Origin of the sequence: Streptomyces sp. NPDC015661 (genome assembly GCF_043077765.1) — a bacterium.
In the GTDB taxonomy this organism is placed as follows: domain Bacteria; phylum Actinomycetota; class Actinomycetes; order Streptomycetales; family Streptomycetaceae; genus Streptomyces.
On sequence record NZ_JBIBST010000012.1, the window covers coordinates 145,171 to 164,467 of the forward strand.

At 73.3% G+C, this 19,297-nt stretch carries 16 protein-coding genes and 1 pseudogene; 8 read left to right on the forward strand and 9 right to left on the reverse strand.

What is annotated here, in order from left to right:
• The first annotated feature begins 148 nt into the window (after positions 1-148).
• From ACF07V_RS30155 to ACF07V_RS30170, 4 genes are all read left to right on the forward strand, one after another.
• Positions 149-1,003 carry an NTP transferase domain-containing protein gene (locus ACF07V_RS30155; RefSeq protein ID WP_392158837.1) on the forward strand — a complete coding sequence of 285 codons (855 nt, stop codon included), beginning with the start codon at positions 149-151 and terminating at the stop codon, positions 1,001-1,003.
• Positions 1,000-2,307, forward strand: a complete 1,308-nt coding sequence (locus tag ACF07V_RS30160) for a molybdopterin molybdotransferase MoeA (RefSeq protein ID WP_392158838.1) — start codon at positions 1,000-1,002, stop codon at positions 2,305-2,307. Before ACF07V_RS30155 ends, ACF07V_RS30160 begins: the two co-directional genes overlap by 4 nt.
• Positions 2,304-3,389, forward strand: coding sequence for a potassium channel family protein (locus ACF07V_RS30165; RefSeq protein ID WP_392158839.1), 1,086 nt, complete (start codon positions 2,304-2,306; stop codon positions 3,387-3,389). Before ACF07V_RS30160 ends, ACF07V_RS30165 begins: the two co-directional genes overlap by 4 nt.
• Before the next feature lie 185 nt (positions 3,390-3,574).
• Positions 3,575-4,561 carry an NAD(P)H-quinone oxidoreductase gene (locus ACF07V_RS30170; protein WP_392158840.1) on the forward strand — a complete coding sequence of 329 codons (987 nt, stop codon included), beginning with the start codon at positions 3,575-3,577 and terminating at the stop codon, positions 4,559-4,561.
• A 77-nt stretch (positions 4,562-4,638) separates the two neighbouring features.
• Here the strand turns inward: ACF07V_RS30170 and ACF07V_RS30175 are convergent, their stop codons facing one another.
• The 5 genes from ACF07V_RS30175 to ACF07V_RS30195 form a co-directional block, all read right to left on the reverse strand.
• Positions 4,639-5,184, reverse strand: coding sequence for a bacterial proteasome activator family protein (locus ACF07V_RS30175; protein WP_123453478.1), 546 nt, complete (start codon positions 5,182-5,184; stop codon positions 4,639-4,641).
• Positions 5,185-5,281: 97 nt separating this feature from the next.
• Positions 5,282-8,143, reverse strand: a complete 2,862-nt coding sequence (locus tag ACF07V_RS30180) for an FtsX-like permease family protein (protein ID WP_392158841.1) — start codon at positions 8,141-8,143, stop codon at positions 5,282-5,284.
• A complete protein-coding gene (locus ACF07V_RS30185) occupies positions 8,140-8,874 on the reverse strand; it encodes an ABC transporter ATP-binding protein (RefSeq protein ID WP_392158842.1) in 735 nt (244 codons plus the stop codon). The genes ACF07V_RS30180 and ACF07V_RS30185 overlap by 4 nt, the downstream gene beginning before the upstream one ends.
• Before the next feature lie 140 nt (positions 8,875-9,014).
• The gene (locus ACF07V_RS30190; RefSeq protein ID WP_392158843.1) at positions 9,015-9,689 is read right to left on the reverse strand and encodes a PadR family transcriptional regulator; all 675 of its coding nucleotides are present in this window, start codon (positions 9,687-9,689) and stop codon (positions 9,015-9,017) included.
• Positions 9,690-9,784: 95 nt separating this feature from the next.
• On the reverse strand, positions 9,785-9,955 hold the full coding sequence (locus ACF07V_RS30195) for a hypothetical protein (RefSeq protein WP_392158844.1): 171 nt from the start codon (positions 9,953-9,955) through the stop codon (positions 9,785-9,787).
• 298 nt (positions 9,956-10,253) lie between these two features.
• Here ACF07V_RS30195 and ACF07V_RS30200 point away from each other — a divergent pair, with 298 nt between their 5' ends.
• Positions 10,254-10,493, forward strand: coding sequence for a hypothetical protein (locus tag ACF07V_RS30200; RefSeq protein ID WP_392158845.1), 240 nt, complete (start codon positions 10,254-10,256; stop codon positions 10,491-10,493).
• 104 nt (positions 10,494-10,597) lie between these two features.
• Here the strand turns inward: ACF07V_RS30200 and ACF07V_RS30205 are convergent, their stop codons facing one another.
• Entirely contained in the window at positions 10,598-12,256 is a 1,659-nt protein-coding gene (locus tag ACF07V_RS30205; protein ID WP_392158846.1) for a protein kinase, read from the reverse strand.
• A 287-nt stretch (positions 12,257-12,543) separates the two neighbouring features.
• Here ACF07V_RS30205 and ACF07V_RS30210 point away from each other — a divergent pair, with 287 nt between their 5' ends.
• Positions 12,544-14,139, forward strand: coding sequence for a protein kinase (locus ACF07V_RS30210; RefSeq protein WP_392158847.1), 1,596 nt, complete (start codon positions 12,544-12,546; stop codon positions 14,137-14,139).
• 25 nt (positions 14,140-14,164) lie between these two features.
• Here the strand turns inward: ACF07V_RS30210 and ACF07V_RS30215 are convergent, their stop codons facing one another.
• The 3 genes and pseudogenes from ACF07V_RS30215 to ACF07V_RS30225 all read right to left on the reverse strand — a co-directional run bounded on the left by ACF07V_RS30215 (position 14,165) and on the right by ACF07V_RS30225 (position 16,784).
• Positions 14,165-15,181 (reverse strand): phosphotransferase, encoded by a 1,017-nt coding sequence (locus tag ACF07V_RS30215; protein WP_392158848.1) that lies wholly within the window; start codon positions 15,179-15,181, stop codon positions 14,165-14,167.
• Positions 15,182-15,598: 417 nt separating this feature from the next.
• A pseudogene (locus ACF07V_RS30220) lies at positions 15,599-15,991 on the reverse strand (pyridoxamine 5'-phosphate oxidase family protein); the annotation flags it as partial.
• A 133-nt stretch (positions 15,992-16,124) separates the two neighbouring features.
• Positions 16,125-16,784: a response regulator gene (locus ACF07V_RS30225; protein WP_392158849.1), complete on the reverse strand. Its 660-nt coding sequence runs from the start codon at positions 16,782-16,784 to the stop codon at positions 16,125-16,127.
• A 338-nt stretch (positions 16,785-17,122) separates the two neighbouring features.
• Between ACF07V_RS30225 and pdhA the strand changes: the two genes are divergently transcribed.
• Positions 17,123-18,307, forward strand: coding sequence for a pyruvate dehydrogenase (acetyl-transferring) E1 component subunit alpha (pdhA, locus tag ACF07V_RS30230; protein WP_392158850.1), 1,185 nt, complete (start codon positions 17,123-17,125; stop codon positions 18,305-18,307).
• Positions 18,308-18,309: 2 nt separating this feature from the next.
• Positions 18,310-19,290, forward strand: a complete 981-nt coding sequence (locus tag ACF07V_RS30235) for an alpha-ketoacid dehydrogenase subunit beta (protein WP_392158851.1) — start codon at positions 18,310-18,312, stop codon at positions 19,288-19,290.
• Positions 19,291-19,297 lie beyond the last annotated feature (7 nt).

Below are 19,297 nucleotides of genomic sequence, written 5' to 3' on the forward strand. Positions count from 1 at the left end.
AAGGACGGTCCGACGCGGACGGTCCGACGAGGACGGTCCGACGCGGACGGTCCGACGGGCCCGTCTCGGGCACCTCCGTACGACGGGCCCGTCTCAGCAAGGGAGACGGGCCCGTCGGCCGTGGCCCCCCGCGGCCCATACTGCTGGGGTGACCACCGCATACGACGCCGTCGTGCTCGCCGGGGGCGCCGCCCGGCGTCTCGGCGGCTCCGACAAGCCCGGGGTACGGATCGGGGGCCGGACCCTCCTCGACCGGGTGCTCGCCGCCTGCCCCGACGCCGGCCGCACCGTGGTCGTCGCCGACCCCCGCCCGACCGCCCGCCCCGTCCACTGGACCAGGGAGGACCCGTCCGGCGGTGGCCCGCTGGCCGCCCTCGGCGCCGGCGTACGGGAGACCGGCGCCGACGTCCTCCTCGTCCTCTCCGCCGACCTGCCCTTCCTCGACGGGGCCACCGTCGGCCGCCTCCTCGACGCACTCGCCGCGGACCCCGGGGCCGAGGCCGTGCTCCTCACCGACGCGGAGGGGCGGGACCAGCCGCTCGTCGCCGCGTACCGCCGCACTCCCCTCCTGCGCGAGCTGGACCTCGTCGTGGAACAGCGGGGCACCCTCGACGGCGGACCGCTGCGCCGGCTCACCGGGGGACTCCGTCTCAGCCGCGTCGCCGCGGGCCCCCTCGCCTCCTTCGACTGCGACACCTGGGAGGACATCGCCACGGCCCGGACCCGCATCAGGGAGCATGGGACCGTGCTGGATGAATGGATCACCGCAGTCAAGGAAGAACTGGGCATCGAACTGGACGTCGACACCGGCGTGCTGCTCGACCTCGCCCGCGACGCCGCCCACGGCGTGGCCCGCCCCGCCGCGCCCCTGACCACCTTCCTGGTCGGCTACGCGGCGGCCCGCGCGGGCAGCGAGGGCGGACCGGAGGCGGTCGCCGAGGCCGCCCGCAAGGCCGCGGCGCTCGCCCAGCGCTGGGCCGCCGAGCAGGACGAGGCCGGATGACCCTGAAGGAGCCCGCCCCCGTGGCCCAGGGAACGACCACCGGCACGAAGGCCGAGCCGCCGCACCGCGCCACCGCCTGGCCCGAGGCCCGGGCCGCCGCCGCCCGCGCCGGGACCGCCGCGCGGGCCGGACGCGAGCCTCGGCGCCTTCCGCTCGGGCAGGCGCTCGGCCGGGTCCTGGCCGGGCCGCTGCTCGCCCTCACCGACCTGCCCTCCTTCGACACCTCCGCCATGGACGGCTGGGCCGTCGCGGGCCCGGGCCCCTGGACCGTCCGCGCCGAGAGCCCCGTCCTCGCCGGTCACGCGCCCGCCGCCGCCCTGGCCGACGGCGAGGCCGTACGGATCGCCACCGGCGCCCCCGTCCCGCCCGGAACCACCGCCGTCATCCGCAGCGAGCACTCCCGTACGGAGCGGACCGAGACCGCGGGTCTCGTGCTGCACGCCCTGCGCGAGGTGCATCCCCGACAGGACATCCGGCCCCGGGGCCAGGAGTGCCGCTCCGGCGACGAGCTGCTCCCCGCGGGCACCGCCGTGACCCCCGTCGTCCTGGGCCTGGCCGCGGCCGCCGGGTACGACGAGCTCCCCGTACAGGCGCGCCCCCGCGTGGAGATCCTCGTCCTCGGCGACGAGCTGCTCACGGCCGGGCTCCCCCACGAGGGGCTCATCCGTGACGCCCTCGGTCCGATGCTCGGCCCCTGGCTCACGGCGCTGGGCGCCGAGGTCCTCGCCACCCGGCGGATCGGCGACGACGCCGAGGAGCTGTACGCGGCCGTCACCGGCTCCGCCGCCGATCTCGTCGTCACCACCGGAGGCACCGCCGCCGGGCCCGTCGACCACCTCCACCGGGTGCTCGACAAGGCGGGCGCCACGCTCCTCGTCGACGGGGTGAAGGTCCGCCCCGGCCACCCCATGCTCCTCGCGGCCCTCGGCGGCCACCGCCACCTCGTCGGCCTGCCCGGCAACCCGCTCGCCGCCGTCTCCGGGCTCCTCACGCTCGCCGAGCCGCTGCTCGCGGCCCTGGGCGGCGAGGAGCGGCCCTCTCGCCCCGGGAGCCGCGCCCCCGTCGCGGACGAGGTGCACGGGCATCCGCACGACACCCGGCTCGTCCCGGTCGTCCGGCGGGGCGAGCAGCTCGTTCCGCTGCGCTACAACGGGCCCGCCATGCTCCGGGGCATCGCCGTCGCGGACGGCATGGCCGTCGTCCCGCCCGGCGGCGCCCGATCCGGCCAGGAGCTGGACGTCCTCGACCTTCCCTGGCCGCCGACGTCGGGCGCCGTACCGGCCCAAGGAGCGTGTTTCACGTGAAACTTCCCAGCCGGGACGCGATGGCCCGCCACGAGGACGAGCGGGCCTCGGGCCCTCAGGTACGGCTGCCCCGCAGGGTCGTCGAGAGGCCGCTGCGCCAGGTCGGCAAGCGGCTGCTGATGGCGCTCGGCGTGCTGCTCGTGACGGTCCTCATCGTCTACGTCGACCGCGACGGCTACCACGACAACGCCGACGAGACGCTCGACTTCCTCGACTCCGCCTACTACGCGACCGTGACGCTCTCCACCACGGGATACGGCGACATCGTCCCGTACAGCGACTCGGCCAGGCTCGCCAACATCCTCCTCGTCACGCCGCTGCGCGTGCTCTTCCTGATCATCCTGGTCGGCACCACTCTCGAGGTCCTCACCGAGCGGACCCGGGAGGAGTTCCGGCTGAACCGCTGGAGGTCCACCTTGCGCGACCACACCGTCATCGTCGGTTTCGGGACGAAGGGCCGGTCCGCGATCCAGACGCTCTGCGCGACCGGCCTCCGCAAGGAGCAGATCGTCATCGTCGACCCCTCCACCAAGGTGATCGAGACGGCGAACGCGGACGGATTCGTCGGTGTCATCGGCGACGCCACCCGCAGCGACGTACTGCTGCGGGCCGAGGTGCAGCGGGCCCGGCAGATCGTGATCGCCACCCAGCGCGACGACACGGCGGTCCTGGTCACCCTGACCGCACGCCAGCTCAACCGGGGCGCGAAGATCGTCGCCGCGGTCCGCGAGGAGGAGAACGCGCCGCTGCTCCGCCAGTCCGGTGCGGACGCGGTCATCACCAGCGCCAGCGCCGCCGGGCGGCTCCTCGGCCTCTCCGTGCTGAGTCCCAGCGCCGGCACGGTGATGGAGGACCTCATCCAGCAGGGCTCGGGCCTCGACCTCGTGGAACGGCCGGTGACCAAGAGCGAGGCCGGCAAGAACGTGCGCGAGACGCGTGACCTGGTGGTGAGCGTGCTCCGAGGCCACCGGCTGCTCGGTTACGACGATCCCGCGGCCAGCCCGCTCCAGCTCACCGACCGGGTGATCACCATCGTGCGCGCCACCCCGGTGACCCCGCTCTCCACGCCGCCCGAGGACTAGGGCCTGTCCGGCCCGCGCTCGGACCCGGACCGGCACGGCCGACCGCGTCCGCCCGGGGACCGGGCCGCCCGGGGGCCGAGCCGCCCGAGGACCGAGCCGCCCGGGGACCGAGCCGCCCGGGGACCGAGCCGCCCGAGGACCGAGCCGCCCGGGGACCGAGCCGCCCGACGAGTAGCCTCGCCGCCATGTATGCGATCACGATTCCGGAACCCGGTGGCCCCGAGGCCCTCGTCTGGGCCGAGGTGCCCGATCCCGTACCCGGCGAGGGCGAGGTGCTCGTCGAGGTGGTGGCGAGCGCGGTCAACCGCGCCGACCTGCTCCAGCGCCAGGGCTTCTACGACCCGCCGCCGGGCAGCTCCCCGTACCCGGGCCTGGAGTGCTCGGGCCGGATCGCCGCGCTCGGCCCCGGGGTGTCCGGCTGGGCCGTCGGCGACGAGGTGTGCGCCCTGCTCGCCGGCGGCGGCTACGCCGAGAAGGTCGTGGTCCCGGCCGGGCAGCTGCTGCCGGTCCCGGAGGGCGTCGACCTGGCCACGGCCGCCGCGCTCCCCGAGGTCGCGTGCACCGTCTGGTCCAACATCTTCATGCTCGCGCACCTGAGGCCCGGCGAGACGCTGCTCGTGCACGGCGGCGCGAGCGGCATCGGCACGATGGCGATCCAGCTGGCGAAGGCGGTCGGCGCGCGGGTCGCGGTCACCGCCGGAGGCCCCGAGAAGCTGGCGCGCTGCGCCGAGCTGGGCGCGGACGTCCTCATCGACTACCGCGAGCAGGACTTCGTCGAGGAGCTGGCGAAGGCGACGGACGGGGCGGGCGCGGACGTCATCCTGGACATCGTCGGCGCCAAGTACCTGGAGCGGAACGTGAAGGCCCTGGCCGTGAACGGCCGGCTGGTCGTCATCGGCCTCCAGGGCGGGGTGAAGGGCGAGCTGAACCTCGGGGCGCTGCTCGCGAAGCGCGCCGCGGTCCTGGCGACCACGCTGCGGTCCCGCCCGGCGCAGGAGAAGGCGGCGATCGTCGCGGCCGTACGGGAGCACGTCTGGCCGCTGATCGGCGCGGGCACGGTCCGGCCGGTCGTCGACCGCACCGTGCCGATGCCGGAGGCCGCCGAGGGGCACCGGGCCCTCGAGGGCGGCCGCCACGTCGGCAAGGTGCTGCTGCTCGTACCGCAGGACTGAGCGCGCAGGTACGGAGGAGGGGCCCGGCACATGAGCTGTGCCGGGCCCCTCCTCCGTACCGGGATACCGGTCGCGACCTACAGGTACGGTCCCGAGCGGACCGCGTGGCCGTGGCCGTGGTCGTCGTCATCGTCGTGGGACGCACCCGGAGGCAGTGCGCGCCGCATCTGCTCCAGCTGCGCGCGGGCCGCCATCTGCTGGGCGAACAGCGCCGTCTGGATGCCGTGGAACAGGCCCTCGAGCCAGCCCACCAGCTGCGCCTGCGCGATGCGCAGCTCCGCCTCGGAGGGGATCGCCTCGTCCGTGAACGGCAGGGAGAGCCGCTCCAGTTCCTCGACGAGCTCGGGAGCGAGCCCGTCCTCCAGCTCCTTCACGGAGCTGGCGTGGATGTCCTTGAGCCTGACCCGGCTCGCCTCGTCCAGAGGGGCCGCCCGTACTTCCTCCAGGAGCTGCTTGATCATGCTGCCGATCCGCATGACCTTCGCAGGCTGCTCGACCATTTCCGTCACCGGGACCTCGCGGGGTTCGTCGTCGCCCTGAGTGCCGCCGAGCGCCATCCCGTCCTGTCCCACGATGAGGACCTGGGGGCTCTCCTGCGACCTGTCATTCCTCGGCATCTCCATGCCGCCATTCTCTCGTACACAAGCGTCACCACAGGGTGTGCCCCTGTACGGGGGTGATCCACCCTCGTACAGGGGCACAGGACGGGAACGAAGACCGTCAGGTCGCCGCGCGCCGGGCCAGCGCCCCGCGCGAGCGGGTCACCAGGGCGGCGAGGAGCGCGGCGCCGAGCGGGACGGCGACGAGCAGGCCGGCCAGGGTCTCCCAGGGGATGACGATCGGCACGTCGGGCGGGGTGAGCTCGCCGCTCCAGCCCTCGGCGAGGCTCTGCTCGTAGTAGCGGAGCTGGTCGCGCTCCTCGGTGAGCCGGAGCCCCACGGCGGGCAGCAGTCCGGCGGCCGAGCCGAGGAGCACGCCCATCGCGGCGACGACTCCGCACTGGAATCCGCTGAGCGTGCGGCGGACCCGGGGCGGGGCGCCCACGGCGGCGAGGGTCTTCAGGTCGGCCTCGGCGTCGGCCTGGGCGAGTCCGGTGGCGATGCCGGCGGCGCCGATGGTGACCAGGCCCGCGAAGATCGCCAGCGAGAGCAGGATGATCCCGTTGTCGTTGACGAAGCCCTCCTCCAGGTGCAGTTCGACATTGCTGCCGAGCTTGGCGAGGTCGCTGTCGAGCTTCTGGCGCTGCTCGCTGTCCGGCATCCGGTCGGTGCTGACGTACACGCCCAGCGGCACCGTGGACAGGCCGGCGGCCTTGGCGGTGGCCGGGGTCATGAGGGCCTGGACGCCGTAGGACTTCTTGCCGCCGGGCACCAGGTAGGCGGGCAGGGCGCTGACCTTGCCGGGGGCGGGGCGGCCCTGCTCGGAGGCCTTGTCGGCGGCGGCGATGTCGGTGATCTGCTTGATCCCGACGGTGCCGTCCTTCTCGACCAGGGCGCGGTTGAAGCTGACGATCCTGCCGTCGGCGAGGGCCTTCACGGTCGCGGGGTCGTCGACGCCGAGGACCTGGAGCAGCTTGGCGTCACCGACGACCAGGCCGCCGTCGGAGACGTACATGCCGCTGCTCGCGGAGTCCTTGCACCGCCAGTCCTCGGTCATCATCTTCCGGCGTTCGGCGGGTGTGTACTTGTCCGCGGGGTCGCCGCCGCCCGGGACCGTGGCGTACATCGGGCACTCGTTCGCCGGAGGCATGACGACCTCGTAGCGGCCGCAGCCGGCGCCGCCCCAGGACGGGCAGCCGGGCTTGCCGACCGAGACGCGCCCGACGTCGGCGCGGACGTCGACCGGGAAGTTGCGCTGGATCGCGTCGCGGACCGCGGGGACGTCCCGGCCGCCCTCCTCCTGGACGAAGGCGGAGGCGACGCCGTACGGCAGGGTGGCCTCGTATTCGGCCCTGGTCTGGGCCTCGCGGCTGGCCATGTACGTGGAGACGGCGACCGTGCCCGCGACGGCGGCGAGGACGGCGGCGACGGCGGGTGCCGTACGGCCCCGGTTGCGGACGGCGTCCCGCAGCGCGAGCCGCGGGGAGAGCGGCAGCCAGCGGCCGGTCCGCCCGAACAGGCCCACCAGGGCCGGGGTCATGGCGACGACGCCCAGCTCGGCGAGGGCGGAGCCGGCCGCCACCAGGGTGACCTGCTGGGAGACCATGGAGCCGAAGAGGGCGACCGCGCCGCCGACGAGGAGGGCCGCCAGGCCGATCAGGGGCAGTACGCGGCTGCTGCGGCGGATTCCGCGCCGACCGGTGAGCGAGGCGAGGACGGTCTGCCGGGAGGCGGTGACGGCCGGGACGACGGCGGCGAGCAGACCGGTGAGGACCGCGAGCAGCGCGATGCCGAGGAGTTCGACGGGCCGGACGTCGAAGGAGCCGAACCGCTGGCCCATGGTGTCTTCGAGGACCGGCTGCAGCAGCAGCGTCAGGATCAGGGCGAGGACGGTGCCAGTGACGGCGGCCGCGACGCCGATGACCAGACCGCCGCTCAGCACGATGGCCCGGATGTGGCTGCGGGCACCGCCGTTGGCCCCGACCAGACCGAGCTGGCGGCGCGAGCGGCGGGCGCCGACCGCGAAGGCGGGTCCGGCGAGGAGGCAGATCTCCAGCATCGCCAGGCCGACGACGGTCGCGAGGGAGGCGAGTTCGGCGGCATCGGCCCCCGCGCTGGACTCGTAACCGCCCCAGCCGTCCTTCTGGTTGAGCGGCACCTCGGAGGCGGCGGGCGGGTCGAGCAGCACGGCCCGCGAGACGACGGCGACGCCCTTGGTGTTGATCTCCTTGACGGTGTTCCACGTGAAACCACCGGGCTTGCGTACCAGGTACGAGACGGAGACGTCGGGCGCGGGCAGACCGGCCTTCTCGACCGCCTTCGCGTACGGGGCGAGGAAGGCCCCCGGGAGCGTGTTGACCTGGTCGGTGCTGAGCGTGTCGGGAAGTTCGTAGGAGCCGACGATCCGGTACGGGCGATCGAAATTGCGGGCGGAAAGGGTAGAGCCGACCGACAGGCCGCTGGTCTCCAGGAAGTGCGAGGTCGCGACGACCTCGTCGTTCTTCTCCGGGAAACGTCCGTCGAGGAGCGTCAGGATGCCGCGGGCGATCGGATCGGAGGCCTTCAGCTCACGCACCTCGGTCATGAGCAGACCGTGGGCCGTCGTCAGCTTCGCCGAACCGATGGTGTCCGTGAGGACGGTGGAGCCGGCGGGGACGGTCTTCGTGACGTCGGTGGGGCCGCTCGGCCACGGCTCGTTCTCGTAGTCCTTGGCCGGTGTGTGCATCTCGCCGGTCGGGTCCTGGTAGATCGGGACACCGCCGACCTGGGCGTCCCGGAAGCGCGCGTCGGCCGCGCCGATCGTCCGCTCCACCCGCTCGGCGGGGGAGAGTTCGGAGCTGCGGTAGGTCAGGTCGAGGCCGCTGACGCCCAGGATGGGCAGCGCGATCATCGCGAGGACGAGGGCGCTGCGGCCCTTGGAACGCCAGGCGTCGCGTCGGGCTATGCGGATCGCTGCCCGCCAGGAGTGGAGCCAGGTCTTCACGCTTCGGCCACCTGGCCCGAGAGGAGGGAGTCGGCGTCGCTGCGCACGGTCTGGTCGACGATGGCGCCGTCCCGCAGGAACACCACCCGGTCGGCCCAGGCGGCGAACCGCGGCTCGTGGGTGACGAGGACGCCGGCGGCGCCCGCGTCGCAGCGGGAGCGGAGCAGGGCGAGCACGGACTCGCCGGTCTCGGAGTCGAGGGCGCCGGTCGGCTCGTCGGCGAGGACGAGCCGACGGTCGCCGACGAGGGCGCGGGCGATGGCCACGCGCTGCTGCTGGCCGCCGGACATCTCGTCGGGGAAGCGGTCGGCGAGGTGCCCGAGCCCCATCTCCTCCAGGGCGGCGAGGGCCTCGACGCGGGCCTTGCGGGCGGAGGTGCCGTCCAGCTCGCGGGGCAGGGCGACGTTCTCGGCGGCCGTCAGGGCCGGGATGAGGTTGTAGTCCTGGAAGACGTAGCCGATGCTGCGGCGGCGCAGGGCGGCGAGCTGCTTGACGCTCGCGGTGGTGATGTCGGTGTCCTCGACGATCACCCGGCCCGAGCTGGGGGTGTCCAGGCCGCCCGCGATCGTGAGCAGCGTGGACTTGCCGGAGCCCGACGGGCCCATGACGGCGACGAGTTCGCCGGGGTACACGGCGAGGTCGATGCCGCGCAGGGCATGCACCTCGGTGGCGCCCGCGCCGTGGACGCGGGTCAGGTTCTGGAGTTGCAGCACGGGCTGCTGTGCGGTCATGGAGGGGTCCCCCCGATTGGCCGTACGCCGGCGGTCGGGCCGGGTACGGGAGCGTGCGGTGGAAGGTGGTGCGTCGGCGGTACGGGAGGGGCGCGGGCGTGCGGGCGGCGCGCCCCGGGCGTACCGGTGGTCGAAGTGCGCTACGAGGCCGAAGTGCCCGGGGCGGACGGGGCGGCCGTGGCAGTCGGGGTGTTCGGGGTGGTCGAAGCCGACGGGGCGGCCGTGGCGGCCGGGCCGCTCGGGGTGGCCGAAGCCGATGCGGCGGCCGTTGCCGACAGGCGGATCAGCCGGGACTCGCAGTGGTCCAGCCAGCGGGCCTCCGCCTCGGTCTGGAAGATCAGCTGCTCCAGGACGAGCAGCCAGGCCACGTCGTCCCGCGCCCCGGCCCCGCCGCCGCCCTCGACGGCGAGCAGGGCCTGCGCCTTGAGCCGGGTGTAGTCCTGCATGGCCTTCACGGTGTGCCGGCGCTGGGACTGGATGACGTCGCGGATGTCGACGCCGGGCGCGCCCACGGCCATGGCGAGCTTGATGGCCAGCTCGTCGCGGGCGGGGCTGGTGCGGTCCACCGGCTTCTCGAACCAGGTCCTGAGCTCGGCGCGGCCGCTGTCGGTGATCGCGTAGAGCGTGTGCCCGGCCTCGTCCTCGCCGCCCTGGGCGACCATGCCGTCTCGTTCGAGGCGGTTGAGGGTCGTGTAGACCTGGCCGACGTTGAGCGGCCAGGTGGAGCCGGTGCGGGACTCGAACTCCGTACGGAGCTGGGAGCCGTAGCGAGGGCCGCGTTCGAGGAGGGCGAGGAGCCCGTGGCGGATCGACATACTCAGTATGTATACCGGGTATGTCGCGGCGGACAACCGTCCTCGGAGGGAGGCGGGAGGTCCGACTCAAGGGGGACCCGGCGGCCCCGGCGGGCTCAGCGGCGGCGCATCCGGAGCCCGAGGAAGCCGATGCCGAGCCCCATCAGGGCGAGCCCCACGCCCAGGGTGAGGACGGGAATCCGCTGGTCGACGAGGGTGGGCGCGGCATCGGCGGCGAGTCCGGGGCCTCCGGCGGGCAGGCTGGCGGGCGCCGCATCGGGCAGCACCGGGTCCTCCTCGCGTACCGGCTCGCCGGCCTCCTCGACGGTCTTGCGCCCGCGCGAGCTTGTAGCGGTTTCGGTACGAGAGGGGCCGGGCGACGGTGCCGATGCGGTCGCGGAGGGCGCCGCGGACTCGCCGCGCCCGGGGCGGGTCCGCCCCTCGCCGGCGGGTCGCCCCGCGAGGGAGGCGGAAGCACTGGGGGTGGGCGCGTCGGACGGTTCGGCGCTCGGCCCGGGCGGGGCGGACGGCACCCCGGTGCCGGTGGGTGCGGGAGCGGGGGAGGCGGGGGCGGGGGTGCCCCCCGTGGAAGCGCCCGGGGAGGCGGAGGGGGAGGCGGTCGCGGAGGGGCCGTCCGGCGACGCGGCCGACGAGGACGCGGTCGCCACCGGAGTCGTGGCGGTGCTGCCCATCGAGGTGCCGGGGGCCTGTACGCCGTACCCGACGGGCGCGGCGTACAGGGCGCAAGCGCAGGTGAACGCGCAGGTGAGCGCCGGGCGGAGGGCCCGCGCGCGTGCCTTGCGGAGTGCTGGAGTCACCGGGTGACCCCCTCCCGTGCCGAGCCGCCGAGGTGTTCAACACAGCGTAAACATGTCGGGACAATTCCGGCATCCGGGACGGGGGCAGGGGGCGTACGGCGGCCCTCGCGGCTACTGCGGCGGGTTGCCCGTCGAGATCTTGAGGGTGAACTCGGCGTCCTCGTCCGTGATGTCCTCACCGGCCGGCGGGTACTGCTCCAGGACCGTGCCCTCGCCGTACGTGGCCTCGTCCACCGGGGTCTGGGTCATGATCTTCCACCCGGCCGCCTGGACGCAGTCCTTCACCGACTGGATGTTCTTGTAGGTGAAGTTCGGGGCCTCGAACTTGGCCGGGTCGTCGCTCGACTCCGAAGGCTGCGTGCACTTCTTCGGGTCGATCGTCTTGGTCAGGTCGGGGCCCTTGTGGCCGGGCGCCGCCGACTCGCTCTGCTGGGTCTCCGAGCCACCCGTGCCGCCCGCCTGCGGGTCCTGCTCGTCCTTGTTCAGGTTGAGCGCGACGAGCAGGCCGCCGATCGCGAGCAGCGCGACGGCGATCGCGCCGACGATCACCGGGGTGTTCCGCCGGGAGCCGGAGCCGGACGAGCCGGAGCCGCCCGCGACCGTGGCGGATCCGGGCATGGGCGCCGGCGTGGGCGCGTACGGCGCGGGGGCCGGGGTCGGGGCGTACGGCGCGGGCGTCGGCGCCTGCTGCGGGTAGCCGTAGGCCGGGGCGGGCGCGGGGGTCGCGGGGCCGTACGGGCCGGGCTGCGGCGTCGGCGGCAGGTACGGCTGCTGCACGCCGGGGTGCGGGGTCGGCGGCGGGGTCTGGCCGACGGGCGGGAAGACCGCCGAGCCGACGCCCGCACCGCTGCTGACCGGACCGCCCGGGACGATCACCGGGGCGCCGGTCTGGCCGGCCGAGAGGACCCGCAGGCACTCGTCGCGCATCGCGGCCGCGCTCGGGAACCGCTCGTTCGGGTTCTTCCGCAGCGCGCGGGCGACGAGCGCGTCCATCGCCGGCGTCACCGAGCGGTTGACGGAGGACGGGGCGACCGGCTCCTCCTGCACGTGCGCGTAGGCGATGGCGAGCGGCGAGTCGGCGTCGAAGGGCAGCCGGCCCGTCAGCAGCTGGAAGAGCATGATCCCGACCGAATAAAGGTCGGAGCGGGCGTCCACCGCGCGGCCGAGGGCCTGCTCGGGGGAGAGGTACTGGGGGGTGCCGACGACCATGCCGGTCTGCGTCATCGAGGTGACCCCGGACTGCATGGCGCGCGCGATGCCGAAGTCCATGACCTTGACCACGCCGCGCTTGGTCGTCATGACGTTGCCCGGCTTGATGTCGCGGTGGACCAGGCCCATCTCGTGGCTGACCTCGAGGGCCGCGAGGACGTCGGCCGTGACCTTGAGCGCCTTGTCGGCGGGCATCGCGCCGTACTGCTGGACGTCGGCGGCGAGGACCGAGCCGAGCGGCTGCCCCTCCACGTACTCCATGACGATGTACGGCATGACGGCGCCGTCGAGGGTGTCCTCGCCGGTGTCGAAGACCGAGACGATGTTCGTGTGCGACAGCTTCGCGACGGCCTGCGCCTCGCGCCGGAACCGCTCGCGGAAGGACTGCTCCCGGCCGAGCTCCGTGTGCAGCGTCTTGATGGCGACCTGGCGGTCGAGGGCGCTGTCGTACGCCAGGTACACCGACGCCATGCCGCCCTCGCCGAGCAGGTCACGCAGCTGGTACCGGCCGCCCGCGACCGAACCGCCCGCATAGCGGCCCTGTGCGCCGTCCTGGCTCATCTGTGCTTCCCCCTACGCGCGCGTGGCGGCGTTGATCCGGAATTTCCTGGCGCAAGTCTGCCGTAGGGCAGTGACACGTCAAGCCGGGCACCGGTTCGGTACCCGTTCCGTGACCCTCCGCACAGGAAGGTTCGCCGAAGCGTTTCCGCGCTCTCGGGGGAAACGCGTCGAATTTGCACAGGTGTACGTCGAGGGGGTTGGATGGCCGGTCCATCTCGGACCGTGGTGTCGTACGGAGCCTGTAGCGTGACGACTGGACACGGCACGACAGACGACGGCGAGGACTGATGGCACCCGAATCCGGAGCAGGTAACGGTGTGCCGGACGCGTCGGCGGAATCCTGGGGCGAGGGCGGAGTCGTCGGCGACGGCCGGTACCGCCTGACGCACCGTCTGGGCCGGGGCGGCATGGCGGAGGTCTTCGCCGCCGAGGACGTACGGCTCGGCCGCACCGTGGCCGTCAAGCTGCTGCGCGCGGACCTCGCCGAGGACCCGGTCTCCAAGGCCCGCTTCACCCGTGAGGCGCAGTCCGTCGCCGGGCTCAACCACCACGCGATCGTCGCCGTGTACGACTCCGGCGAGGACCTCGTGGGCGGCCGGCCCGTGCCGTACATCGTGATGGAGCTGGTCGAGGGCCGCACCATCCGCGACCTGCTGCTCAGCGCCGAGGCGCCCGGTCCCGAGCAGGCGCTCATCATCGTCTCCGGGGTCCTGGAGGCGCTGGCCTACTCGCACCAGCACGGAATCGTGCACCGCGACATCAAGCCGGCGAACGTGATCATCACGCACACGGGTGCGGTGAAGGTCATGGACTTCGGCATCGCGCGCGCCCTGCACGGCGCGCAGTCGACGATGACCCAGACCGGCATGGTCATGGGCACGCCGCAGTACCTCTCCCCCGAGCAGGCCCTCGGCAAGGCGGTCGACCACCGCTCCGACCTCTACGCGACGGGCTGCCTGCTCTACGAGCTCCTCGCGCTGCGTCCCCCCTTCACCGGCGAGACCCCGCTGTCCGTCGTCTACCAGCACGTGCAGGACGCGCCGGTCCCGCCGTCCGAGGTGACGGGCTCCGTGCCGCCGGAGCTCGACGGCCTGGTGATGCGCTCCCTCGCGAAGGACCCGGACGACCGGTTCCAGAGCGCCGAGGAGATGCGCGGGCTCATCCAGTACGGCCTGCAGATGCTCCAGCAGCAGGGCGGCCACATCGGCACGTGGAACACCGGGCCGGTCGAGATCTACGAGGGCGGGCACACCCCGGGCGGCGGCATGGCCGCGACGACCGCGATGGGCCACCCGATGCACGGCGAGACCGCGCAGGGCCCGATCCTCCCGCCGATGAACCCCGACGACGGCGGTTACGGCGGGTACGACGGCGGCACGGGCGGCACCGGCGGCTACGGCGGAGGCAACGGCGGCAAGGGCGGCCGGGGCAAGGTGTGGCTCTTCGCCGCGCTCGCGCTGATCGCGGTCGTCGCCGGCGTCGTGTACGCGATCGACAAGGCGAAGGACTCCGGCGGCACGGTGAACCCGCCGACGAGCATCAGCAACTCGCCGTCGACGGCCTCCGAGGAGCCCACGGCCACGGAGGAGCCCTCCCAGGAGAGCACCGAGGAGCCGGGCACGTCGACCGGCGGCTCGACCCAGGACACGTGGAACCCGCCGACGACGGAGGCGCCGACCGAGCCCACGGGCACGCCGACGACCGAGCCGCCGACGCAGCCGACGACCGCGCCGCCGACCCAGCAGACGACCCCGCCGACGAAGACGACCGCGCCGCCGACGGACAACCCGACGGAGCCGACGGGCGAGCCGACCGACGACACCTCCGGCGGCAACGGCAACCCGGACACCCCGACGACGGGCACGGGCGCCGAGACCGGCTGACCCCCGTGACGCCCCGCCGGCGTGCTCAGCCGGCGAAGGCGTCGCGGACCGCCGCGTACTCACGCGTCCACCACACCGCCAGGGCCGACACCGCGGGAAACTGCGGGTCGGCCCTGCGGTCGTGCAGCTGGTAGCGCCAGCGCAGGGTCCAGAAGTCGTTGAGCCGCTCCCACCACACCCGGTGCGCCGCCGCCGCCAGCTCGGCGCCGTCCGCGCCCGTCGCCCGCCGGTACGCGCGCGCGTACGCCCGCACCTTCTCCAGGGCCAGCTCCCCCTCCGGCCGTACGAAGAAGATCGCGGCGGCCCTGACCGCCTCCTCGGCCCTGGGGCGGACCCCGAGCCGGTCCCAGTCGACGATCGCGGCGGGTTCCGCGCCCCGGTACAGCAGGTTCAGCGGATGGAAGTCGCCGTGCACCCAGCCGGCGGCGGACGCGGGCGGCGGCCGGTGGTGGGCGTGCTGGGCGAGCAGCCGGCGCCGCTCCCTGAGCCGGTGCTCGGCGAGCGCGTCGAAGCTGTCGCGGGGGCGGTGCGCGCGGGCGAGGCGGAGCAGTTCCTCGATGGCCCGGAAGGTGTCCTCGGGGTGGGCGCTCTCGTGCTCGCCGCCCGGCGGCGGAGACTCCATGACCTGCTCCAGACAGGTGTGGACGCGGCCGAGGAGGGTGCCGAGCCGCCGGGAGCAGCCGGTGGAGAGCTGGGCGCCGTCGCGGTGGCGGCCGTCGACCCAGGGGTGCAGGGCGTAGCAGTGGCCGCCGACGAGCGCGACCGTGCGGCCCCGGCTGTCGGGGAGCGGCGGGGCCACGGGCAGGCCGAGGGCGTGCAGGCGCTGGGTGGCCCGGTGCTGGCGGGTGATGGTGGCCCGGTCGGAGGTGGGGGCGTCCAGGTGCTGCTTGAGGAAGTAGGAGCCGCGGGTGGTGGAGAGCCGGTAGCCGCGATTGAGCAGGCCCTCGGTCACGGGGACGCAGGAGAGGGGCTCGCCGACGTCCCGGTAGCGGCGCAGGAGAGGGCCTACGGGCGGAGCTAAGGATACAGATGAGCGCGGCACTCCGCAGATGTTAGATCACGCTGCGTGGTGGAGGGGCCGCTCCGCGGAACGGGCCTGGGTGGGTGCTCCGGCGGGGCTCTCGGCGTGCGCCCCGGTCTCCGCGCGGCCGCCGGAGTCGTGGGCGTCGGAGCCGTGGCGGCTGGACTCCTGGCCGTCGGAGCCGTGGCGGCTGGAGTCCCGGCCACCGGAGCCGTGGCCACCGGAGTCGTGGCGGCTGGAGTCGTGCCCGTCGGAGGCGTGGCCGCCGGAGCCGTGGCGGCTGGAGTCGTGGGCGCCGGAGCCGTGGCGGCCGGAGTCGTGGGCGCCGGAGTCGTGGCGGCTGGAGTCGTGCCCGTCGGAGCCGTGGCTGCCGGAGTCCCGGTCACCGGAGCCGTCGCGACTGGAGCCGTGCCCGCCGGAGCCGTGGCCGCTGGAGGCCTGGCCGCTGTAGTCGAGCTCGTGGACCGTCACGAACTGCGGTTCGATACGCATGAACACCGGAGTGAAGGGCTCGCCGTCCACCCGCACCGGCTCGGGCCCGAAGGCCGCCGTCTCCTCCTCCGTCGGCTCGACGATCTCCGCGGTGCCGGTGAACTGCACGGACCAGATGCGCTCGGCGCCGGAGTCGAAGTTGTCCGCGCCGTACGCGACGACGCTGCCGTTGCACGCGCGGTGGTAGCCGAGGCCGCGGTGCATCCGGAGCAGGACGCGGCCGTCGGACACGATGTGGCGGGCGGGGGCGACGAACGGCATCGCCCGCATGCTCGTCGCCACCCGGCCGTACGACACACGGCTGAGCAACTCGATGGCGCGGATCTCGTCGGTGGACATGGTTTCCACTCTCCGCCACCGGCACCGTGTCGGAAAAGGGGCCCCTGCCCCGGTTCGGCGGGGACGTAGGTCCCGAAACCGGGCCGTCGACCCCGGCCTGGCCCGTACGGGTGGGACCGGGGCCGGGTGCTCCTCAGCGACGCTCGGCCTGGAGCCGCGCCACGTACGCCGCGGCCTGCGAACGCCGCTCCATGCCCAGCTTCGACAGCAGGCTGGAGACATAGTTCTTGATGGTCTTCTCCGCGAGGTGGAGGCGCTCGCCGATGACCCGGTTGGTCAGGCCCTCGCCGATCAGGTCCAGGATCTTCCGCTCCTGCTCCGTCAGGTTGGCGAGCTTGTCGTCGCTCTTCGGGTTGTTGCCGTCGCGCAGCCGCTCCAGGACCCGGGCGGTTGCCACCGGGTCGAGCAGGGACTTGCCGGCCGCCACGTCCCGCACGGCGTTGAGGAGTTCGTTGCCCCGGATGGCCTTGAGGACATAACCCGAGGCCCCGGCCATGATCGCGTCGAAGAGCGCCTCGTCGTCCGCGTACGAGGTCAGCATCAGGCACTTGATCGACTCGTCCTGCGAGCGGATCTCCCGGCACACCTCCACCCCGCTGCCGTCCGGCAGGCGCACGTCGAGCACGGCGACGTCCGGGCGGGTCGCGGGGATCCTGACCAGCGCGTCCGCCGCCGTCCCGGCCTCGCCGACCACCTCGATGTCGTCCTCCACGGAGAGCAGCTCGTGGACGCCGCGCCGGACGACTTCATGGTCGTCCAGCAGAAATACCCGGATTTTTCCTTCTTCGCGCACGCAGTCAGTCTCACATATTGGGTCTTCCGGCGCCCGGGGTGCGCGGGATAACGTGCCGGGTGTTCCGACGACGGCGTCGGGCCGTTGTCCATGCGCTGACCAGCAGCGCTTCCCCCATTTCTCGATTTACTTGGAAATCCAAGCAAAATCGCAGGTCAAGTGGGGTTTCGCGGGAATGCCGCGTAATGGGTAACGTGCCTATGACGGCGCTCGCCGGGGCACCTGTCACGCCCGACTCCGGCCGCGTCGCACCCACCCCGTGCGAAGGTACGGACAAGGCGGAGCCGCACTGGCCTCACCGGCGAACCCGGAGGCCGGACCGACGGAGGAGCACGCACGTGACCGTGGAGAGCACTGCCGCGCGCAAGACGACGCGACGCAGCAGCGGCACCAAGCGCACCGCAAGCGCGAGCACGAGCACCACCAAGAAGGCGACGGCCACCACGGCCACGGAGCCCGAGCTCGTTCAGCTGCTGACGCCCGAGGGGGAGCGCGTTCAGCACCCCGAGTACGACATCGACCTGAGCGCCGAGGAGCTGCGCGGTCTCTACCGCGACATGGTCCTCACCCGCCGCTTCGACGCCGAGGCGACCGCCCTGCAGCGTCAGGGCGAGCTGGGCCTGTGGGCCTCGCTGCTCGGCCAGGAGGCCGCACAGATCGGTTCCGGCCGGGCTCTGCGCGACGACGACTACGTCTTCCCGACCTATCGCGAGCACGGCGTCGCCTGGTGCCGCGGGGTCGACCCGACGAATCTGCTGGGAATGTTCCGCGGCGTGAACAACGGCGGCTGGGATCCCAACAGCAACAATTTCCACCTGTACACGATCGTCCTCGGCTCGCAGACCCTGCACGCCACCGGCTATGCCATGGGCATCGCCAAGGACGGCGCGGACTCCGCCGTGCTCGCGTACTTCGGCGACGGCGCCTCCAGCCAGGGCGACGTCAACGAGTCGTTCGTGTTCTCCGCGGTCTACAACGCCCCGGTCGTCTTCTTCTGCCAGAACAACCAGTGGGCGATCTCCGAGCCCATCGAGAAGCAGACCCGCGTCCCGCTCTACCAGCGTGCCCGCGGCTTCGGCTTCCCCGGCGTCCGCGTCGACGGCAACGACGTCCTGGCCTGCCTGGCCGTGACCCGCTCCGCCCTGGAGCGCGCCCGCCGCGGCGAGGGACCGACCCTCATCGAGGCGTTCACGTACCGCATGGCCGCCCACACCACCTCCGACGACCCGACGCGCTACCGCCGCGACGCGGAGCGCGAGGCCTGGGAGGCCAAGGACCCGATCCTGCGTCTCAAGGCGTACCTGGAGAACGAGGGCCACGCCGACGCGGCCTTCTTCGAGGAGCTGGAGGCGGAGAGCGAGGCTCTCGGCAAGCACGTCCGCGAGGTCGTCCGCGCCATGCCCGTCCCGGACCACATGGCGATGTTCGACAACGTGTACGCGGACGGGCACGCGCTCGTCGACGAGGAGCGCGCGCAGTACGCCGCCTACCAGGCGTCCTTCGAGGGCGGAGAGGCCGAGTAATCATGGCTGTTCAGAAGCTTCCCCTGGCGAAGGCGCTCAACGAGTCCCTGCGCAAGGCCCTGGAGACCGACCCCAAGGTCGTCATCATGGGCCTGGACGTCGGCAAGCTCGGCGGTGTCTTCCGGATCACCGACGGTCTGCAGAAGGACTTCGGCGAGGACCGGGTGGTCGACACCCCGCTCGCCGAGTCCGGCATCGTCGGCACCGCGATCGGCCTCGCCCTGCGCGGCTACCGGCCGGTCGTCGAGATCCAGTTCGACGGCTTCGTCTTCCCGGCGTACGACCAGATCGTCACCCAGCTGGCGAAGATGCGGGCCCGTTCGCTCGGCACCGTGAAGATGCCGATCGTCATCCGCATCCCGTACGGCGGCGGCATCGGCGCCGTCGAGCACCACTCCGAGTCCCCCGAGTCGCTCTTCGCGCACGTCGCGGGCCTCAAGGTCGTCACCCCGGCGAACTCCTCCGACGCCTACTGGATGCTCCAGCAGGCGATCCAGAGCGACGACCCGGTCATCTTCTTCGAGCCCAAGCGCCGCTACTGGGACAAGGGCGAGGTCGACACCGAGGCCATCCCCGGCGAGCTGCACAAGGCCCGCGTCGCCCGCGAGGGCACGGACCTCACCCTCGTCGCCTACGGCCCGATGGTGAAGACCTGCCTGGAGGTGGCCGCCGCCGCGGCCGAGGAGGGCAAGTCGATCGAGGTCGTGGACCTGCGCTCGATCTCGCCGCTCGACTTCGACACCATCCAGGCCTCGGTCGAGAAGACCCGCCGCCTGGTGGTCGTCCACGAGGCCCCGGTGTTCTTCGGCTCCGGCGCGGAGATCGCCGCCCGGATCACCGAGCGCTGCTTCTACCACCTGGAGGCCCCCGTCCTGCGGGTCGGCGGCTACCACGCGCCGTACCCGCCGGCGCGCCTGGAGGAGGAGTACCTGCCGGGCCTGGACCGCGTGCTCGACGCCGTCGACCGCTCGCTGGCGTACTGAGGAGAGC

Coding starts and splice junctions, on each gene's coding strand:
- ACF07V_RS30235 (WP_392158851.1), top strand. CDS start 18,310: ATGGCTGTTCAGAAGCTTCCCCTGGCGAAGGCGCTCAACGAGTCCCTG.
- ACF07V_RS30190 (WP_392158843.1), bottom strand. CDS start 9,689: ATGTCGATCCGCCACGGGCTCCTCGCCCTCCTCGAACGCGGCCCTCGC.
- ACF07V_RS30210 (WP_392158847.1), top strand. CDS start 12,544: ATGGCACCCGAATCCGGAGCAGGTAACGGTGTGCCGGACGCGTCGGCG.
- ACF07V_RS30175 (WP_123453478.1), bottom strand. CDS start 5,184: ATGGAGATGCCGAGGAATGACAGGTCGCAGGAGAGCCCCCAGGTCCTC.
- ACF07V_RS30185 (WP_392158842.1), bottom strand. CDS start 8,874: ATGACCGCACAGCAGCCCGTGCTGCAACTCCAGAACCTGACCCGCGTC.
- ACF07V_RS30160 (WP_392158838.1), top strand. CDS start 1,000: ATGACCCTGAAGGAGCCCGCCCCCGTGGCCCAGGGAACGACCACCGGC.
- ACF07V_RS30170 (WP_392158840.1), top strand. CDS start 3,575: ATGTATGCGATCACGATTCCGGAACCCGGTGGCCCCGAGGCCCTCGTC.
- ACF07V_RS30205 (WP_392158846.1), bottom strand. CDS start 12,256: ATGAGCCAGGACGGCGCACAGGGCCGCTATGCGGGCGGTTCGGTCGCG.